The 6,271-nt window shown below is 45.0% G+C and carries 5 protein-coding genes and 1 tRNA gene; 4 read left to right on the top strand and 2 right to left on the bottom strand.

Features of this window, described 5'->3' with window-relative positions:
• Positions 1-243: 243 nt before the first annotated feature.
• Positions 244-945, bottom strand: a complete 702-nt coding sequence (locus RLO19_RS05675) for a cytochrome P450 (RefSeq protein WP_446354606.1) — start codon at positions 943-945, stop codon at positions 244-246.
• A gap of 73 nt (positions 946-1,018) precedes the next feature.
• On the opposite strand from RLO19_RS05675, the gene RLO19_RS05670 reads away from it, so the two are divergent.
• Complete coding sequence (locus tag RLO19_RS05670) at positions 1,019-1,360, top strand: helix-turn-helix domain-containing protein (RefSeq protein WP_446354604.1); 342 nt, start codon at positions 1,019-1,021, stop codon at positions 1,358-1,360.
• Positions 1,350-2,855: an isochorismate synthase gene (locus RLO19_RS05665; protein ID WP_446354602.1), complete on the top strand. Its 1,506-nt coding sequence runs from the start codon at positions 1,350-1,352 to the stop codon at positions 2,853-2,855. The genes RLO19_RS05670 and RLO19_RS05665 overlap by 11 nt, the downstream gene beginning before the upstream one ends.
• A gap of 125 nt (positions 2,856-2,980) precedes the next feature.
• Here RLO19_RS05665 and RLO19_RS05660 read toward each other — a convergent pair.
• Positions 2,981-3,072 (bottom strand) — tRNA-Ser (locus tag RLO19_RS05660).
• A gap of 412 nt (positions 3,073-3,484) precedes the next feature.
• On the opposite strand from RLO19_RS05660, the gene RLO19_RS05655 reads away from it, so the two are divergent.
• On the top strand, positions 3,485-4,753 hold the full coding sequence (locus RLO19_RS05655) for a glycosyltransferase family 4 protein (RefSeq protein WP_446354600.1): 1,269 nt from the start codon (positions 3,485-3,487) through the stop codon (positions 4,751-4,753).
• A 281-nt stretch (positions 4,754-5,034) separates the two neighbouring features.
• Positions 5,035-6,270: an RNA-guided endonuclease InsQ/TnpB family protein gene (locus RLO19_RS05650; protein ID WP_446354598.1), complete on the top strand. Its 1,236-nt coding sequence runs from the start codon at positions 5,035-5,037 to the stop codon at positions 6,268-6,270.
• The last annotated feature ends 1 nt before the right edge of the window (position 6,271 follow it).

Raw genomic sequence — 6,271 nt, 5'->3', positions numbered from 1 at the left:
CTTCAGCGCAAATAAACTCTAGAACTGCGGCTAGCTCTTTATTTGGATCTAATAATACTTGTTGACAACCGTACAAGAATATCACCTCCCTGTTTATGGTTGTATTATATCACTTAAGAATGTTATTGCGGGATAAATCCCGCTGTCTTTACGACTTGCTCGGTTTCATCCCTCGGATAAATCACGAGGGCTTTCACCATCGCTTATGACGTAAGATAGGGGAGTTGCGCGATCGCTTCAGGTTCAGGATGATGACCCACGCTGTCTAACTCTCGTCTTAATTGCTCTAGGCATGACGGCTGACGATGCAGGCAGTAAAAAGTCCATGCTTCGCACAAACTTACCCCAGGGACTCCACTGACCCCAATCTTGCTGCAACGGTGTCCAGAAAAAATGGATCGAGTTCAAGGGGGAGGTGATATCGTTCAAGAATGGCTCAATGAGTTGTTTAAGCCTGTCATACCGAGCGCCAGAGTTAAGACCAAACACCACTCCTAAGATGACCTGGAGGGAAATTTCTGACATGTAGTCCCGCAGGCGAACAGATGAGCTGGGCTGCCAATCCGCGATCGCGTCAGTCGTGATGTCGCGTATAAGCCGACTGTATGTGGGTAAACGTTTTCCATGCAGAGGGGGCATCAAAAGTCCACCCATGACTTGGTGTTGCTGCCCATCTAACATAATCAGCGAACTCGAACCCGTCAGAGGTCGGAAGACATCAGTAACTTTACCCAACTCAAATTTGTCAGACTCAGTGGTAAATATGGATTGAATTGCCTGGGGGTGGCTGAAAAAGACTACAGGTGGGGAGTTAGCCCCCAGTAAGCGGAGGGTAAAGGTATCTCCATAACGCTGAGTACAGGTGTCGAGAAATTTAAGCGGCTGAGCGATGAGTTGCAGCGTTTGCACAAAAAACGGCAACTTCGGACCATCTGGCAATTTCATTCCAATTTTTCCGGGCTTAGGCAACAGGTAACAATATGCTAAGATAATACCGATATTGCAGGTATCCTTGCAAATGTTTAATCTGATTTACGAGTTCAAAGTAAAACCAACTAGCGCTCAGGTAGCCATCTTTCCGGACGGGCTAGAGCAATCTCGTCAGGTCTACAACGATGCCCTTAGAGAGCGTAAAGATTGGGTTAACTCGCGTAAAACTCCGATTAACGTTTGCTCAATTCTGTATGAATATATTATCCCGGCTGATGTCCCCGCACTAAAGTATAACAGTCAAGCCGTAGCATTGACTCAAGCGAAAAAATCTAATCCTGAACTGAGAAAAGTACAATCGCAAGTGCTACAACAAAAACTCAAGCGGTTAGAGAAAGCCTTTAAGGGGATGTGGAACATTGGCTCATAATTTGTGCGATTGGGCAGAAAGGAAGAATCCCTCGTCTTTTAGTGAGGAAGTGTCAACATCTCATACCGATCGCTTGCCAAACCACAAGGAGTTATACCAGTTCCTTGTCGCTTGTCAGCAGGCATCTCTTGAGAAAGGCTGCACTCAAATTGCCAGTATTTCTGTGGAAATTCCCACGGTCGATCCACTGGCTGTACTCCAGATTATCGGTGGAACTCAAAAATTTCAGTTTTACTTAGAAAAAAGAAGTGAGAACGAAGCCATTCTTGCTGTTGATGCGACTATCTATACTGAACTTAAAGGAGTTAATCGGTTTCAACACGCCAAGACCGTCATCTATAATTATCTAAAAGACACTTGGATTTGGACTGAAGGAAAAAAAAATATCTCTTTTGCCGGACCTCACTTTTTTTGCTTTTTTACATTTTTTCCTTTAAGCAAAGATTCTCAATTTTCATCAGCTACCATTTTTCTTCCTCGCTGGCAAGTGGCTTGTCGGAAAAACCGCTATACATTAGTTGCTAATGTTAAAGTTGATCCTCAAGTCAACCTAAAATTACTCCTGAAAGAAATATACAATCAGATTGCTGAAATTAAAGGATCAGAAAATCAACCCCGTTTCCTGACAAGCATTAATTATTCACAATTAATAAATTCAAACTCAATCAATGCTGAATCCTTTAAGTCAGCCGTTGTATCAGCCTTAAAATCAATTCAGGCAAATCAATTTAGAAAAATTGTTCTCGCTAACGCCATTGATATTTTTTCGCACCAGCCCTTTAATGTCGTTAACTCCCTAGATAATCTGCGCCAACGCCATCCTGATTGCTATATCTTTTCAGCTAGTAATGGTAAAGGACAGAACTTTCTCGGTGCTAGTCCTGAACGCTTAATTAGTATTCGTGAGCGTTTATTGATCACCGATGCCTTAGCTGGATCAGCACCCCGTGGAATGACAGCCGCTGAAGACGCTGATTTTGGCGAGCGCTTGCTTGGTTCTGAAAAAGAGCAGCGCGAACACCAATTTGTGCTAGATTTTATCACTCAACGTTTATCTGAGTTGGGACTCATCCCCCAATGTTTACCAGCTCCCCAACTGCTCAAACTCTCCAACATTCAGCATTTGTGGACACCGATTCAGGCACAACTTTTGACCAATGTCCATCCCCTAGATATTGTCGCCCAACTTCATCCTACCCCTGCTGTAGCAGGTGTCCCTACCCAGATTGTGCAAGAACAGATCCGCCGCTACGAAACTTTTGACCGCTCCCTATATGCAGCCCCATTGGGTTGGATAGATTATCAAGGCAATTGTGAATTCATCGTCGGTATTCGTTCAGCATTAATCGACAACAACCCACTTTCTGCAACTCAGGATAACACCTACCGCGCTAGACTCTACGCGGGAGCGGGAATTGTTGCTGGTTCTGAGCCCGACAAGGAACTCGCAGAAATCCAACTCAAGCTTCAGGCATTACTCAAAGCCTTGCTTTAGTCACTTCGTCATCATGAACCACCGTCTGGAACATGTTGTGCACACGCCATAAGCAGGCTTATGACTACGCCAGTCTAGTGAACGGTGAATCTAATGGCTTGGTTCCACCGAAGGAGTTGATTGAACGGAGAGGGAGGGATTCGAACCCTCGGATAGGCCTTACGTACCTATCAACAGATTAGCAATCTGCCGCTTTCGACCACTCAGCCACCTCTCCAAGATGACCCTGACTATCATAGCAGATTAGAATCCCTTTTTGTCTAGTGGAGGCGGGAAATTACCTACCCTACCAGGTTGCGGTGAAATACCCTGAGTAGAGACGTAGCATACTACGTCTGTCACAAACACTTCACGGACATTGCTCTTTACGCTGCTGTACGGGTGAAGCATTGGCGATATCTTCATATAACTAAATTTTTTTTTACATATTGCAACTTTAGGGTTTAGAAGCTATACTCTTTTCAAACGAGTAAAATTCAGCTCTTTTCATCAGCTCTTGCTAAGTCTGCACCTTTAAGCTGTAATACAACAATGGTGAGGTGATATGTGGTCTAGTCTGGTAAAGCCCTCCATAACCTGAAAGAGATTCTTTCTCAAGCCCTTGTTGAAATCGAGGATTAGACCAACTTATGAACAGTAAACGTAGACAGCATATTGCTCTCATCTCAGTTCATGGCGACCCGGCTGTAGAAATTGGCAAGGAAGAAGCGGGTGGACAGAATGTTTACGTGCGCCATCTGGGTGAAGCTCTTGCCCACCTTGGATGGCACGTTGATATGTTTACCCGAAAAGCTAGTCCTGATGATCTGACAATTGTAGAACATAGTCCACGGTGTCGGACTATTCGTTTGAAAGGGGGTCCAGATGCATTTGTTCCACGGGATAAGATCTTTGGCTATACCAGCGAGTTCTTAGATAATTTGCTGAGGTTTCAGGAGTGGGAAGGTATTCGCTATTCCCTGGTGCATACCAACTATTGGATTTCTGCTTGGGTGGGGATGCAGTGGAAAAAACGGCAATCCATTCCCCAAGTTCATACCTACCATTCTCTAGGTGCGGTAAAGTACCAGTCAGTAGAAGCGATCCCCATGATTGCTGGTACTCGCTTGGAAGTGGAAAAAGCGGTATTAGAGACAGCCGAACGCACTGTGGCTACATCTCCCCAGGAAAAAGACCAGATGCGATCGCTGGTTTCGAGTAAGGGTAATATTGAGATTATTCCCTGTGGCACAGACATTCAACGCTTTGGGGCGATTGACCGCACTCAAGCACGACAACAATTAGGATGGAATCCTGACGACAAAATCATCTTTTATGTGGGACGCTTTGATCCGCGCAAAGGCATAGAAACGCTAGTTCGCGCTGTGGGTTGCTCCCAGATACGCCATTATCCACAGGTAAAACTGATTATTGGCGGGGGATCTCGTCCGGGTCAAAGTGACGGGATTGAGCGAGAACGGATTGAGGCAATCGTTGATGAACTGGGGATGAGGGATATTACAACATTTACCGGACGCATTAGCGATGAACTTCTATCAGTTTACTATACGGCTGCTGATGTCTGCGTTGTTCCCAGTCACTATGAACCCTTTGGTCTAGTGGCAATTGAAGCTATGGCTTGTAGTACACCAGTTATTGCCAGTGATGTTGGTGGATTGCAGTTTACTGTCGTACCCGAAGAAACCGGATTACTGGCATCGCCTAAAGATGAGGTAGCTTTTGCTGAAGCAATAGACAGCATTCTGTCTCACCCCGACTGGCGCAATCAATTGGGTCAAAGGGCAAGACGGCGGGTAGAGGAAAAGTTTAGCTGGGATGGTGTCGCACATCAAGTTAGTGACCTTTATCTTCAGTTAATCCGAAACTCCTCCCAGGTGTTGGAACAAGCTAGCGCCTGAACTTCCCACCGCTGACCCCTATGGGAATGTGGACTTGGAGACTTCACAGGGGAATGCCAAAAGCTTGGGCTTACTCTATATTGGATATCTGCGTAGTTTATTGGTAGTTCACCCCATTTATATTTTTCGTAGGGGTTTGGGGGAGCAATAAGACCCACATCCTACCTTTTAGGAGGTGTGGGATACATGGACTCCCCCAAGTTAATTTTACGGGATTCGATATCCCCAAAATTAACAGTTAACAGGTTGACGTTGGCTAGTAAATACCGCATAATACTAGAATGCTGACCCTAAACTATCGCTACCGAATCTACCCCGACGCCACTCAAGAGCAACGCTTGATTGAGTGGATGGAAGTCTGTCGCAGTGCATATAACTATGCCTTGCTCCAGATAAAAGATTGGTGCAATAGTCGTAAATGTTTGATTGATAGATGTTCTCTTGAAAAAGAATACATCATACCCGTAGATGCCAAGTTTCCCAACGAGGTTCAACAGCTTAACAATTTGCCTAAGGCTAAAAAAGAATTTCCTCGGTTAAAGGAAGTTCCTTCCCAAGTTCTCCAGCAAACAATTAAGCAGTTGCATAAAGGTTGGGACGACTTTAGATCTCGTGGATTTGGCTTTCCTCGATTCAAAAAGCTTGGGCAGTTCAAATCGTTACTGTTTCCGCAGTTCAAGGATAATCCCGTAACCGATTTGCATATTAAACTCCCTAAAATAGGCGCGATTCTTATCAATTTACATCGACCTATTCCGGTTGGATTTGTAGTAAAACAAGTACGAATAATACGGAAAGCTGACCGATGGTATGCGTCAATCAACATTCAATGTGATGTCAGTGTTCCTGACCCTAAGCCCCACGGACATCCGATCGGGGTAGATGTGGGCTTGGATAAATTTTTGGCTACCAGTGATGGTGCTGTTGTCAAGCCGCCCAAGTTTTTTAAGACAATGCAAAGCAAGCTGAAATTGCTGCAACGCCGACTGTCTAGAAAAAAGAAGCGGTCAAAAAACTACGAAAAACAACGCATTAAAGTGGCTAGACTTCACCACCAAATTGATAACACCAGAAAGGACTTTCATTTTCAGCAAGCTCACGCCCTTTGTGATGCTGGTGATATGGTTTTCATGGAAGATTTGGACTATAGAATTAGTGCCAAGGCAATGCTGGGCTCTTCAATGCTTGACGCAGGCTTTGGGCAGTTTAGAGTCATTGTCAAATATGTGTGCTGGAAGCGTGGAAAGTTCTTTGCCGAAGTCGATGCTAGGGGGACTTCTCAACAATGCCCTGAATGTGATGGGGAAGTCAAAAAAGACTTGAGCATTCGGGTGCATGATTGTCCTCATTGTGGCTACAAAACCAATAGGGATGTGGCTAGTGGTCAAGTCATACGAAACCGAGGAATAAAGCTAATTAGTACCGTTGGACAGACGGGAACCGAAAGCGCCTGTGCAGACGATCTACCGGGGGTTGGTGAAAACCAATCTAGGCAAGTGTCGAAACCTCTCCTATAGA

It is taken from the genome of Coleofasciculus sp. G2-EDA-02, from assembly GCF_040226375.1.
Classification (GTDB): domain Bacteria; phylum Cyanobacteriota; class Cyanobacteriia; order Cyanobacteriales; family Coleofasciculaceae; genus Coleofasciculus.
Note: the sequence above shows the minus strand (reverse complement) of the source record. Positions and strands in the feature narration are given on the sequence as shown.

Bases quoted from the DNA above. Each gene is read 5' to 3' on its own strand.
- RLO19_RS05675 (WP_446354606.1), bottom strand. From the start codon at position 945: ATGAAATTGCCAGATGGTCCGAAGTTGCCGTTTTTTGTGCAAACGCTG.
- RLO19_RS05670 (WP_446354604.1), top strand. From the start codon at position 1,019: ATGTTTAATCTGATTTACGAGTTCAAAGTAAAACCAACTAGCGCTCAG.
- RLO19_RS05655 (WP_446354600.1), top strand. From the start codon at position 3,485: ATGAACAGTAAACGTAGACAGCATATTGCTCTCATCTCAGTTCATGGC.
- RLO19_RS05650 (WP_446354598.1), top strand. From the start codon at position 5,035: ATGCTGACCCTAAACTATCGCTACCGAATCTACCCCGACGCCACTCAA.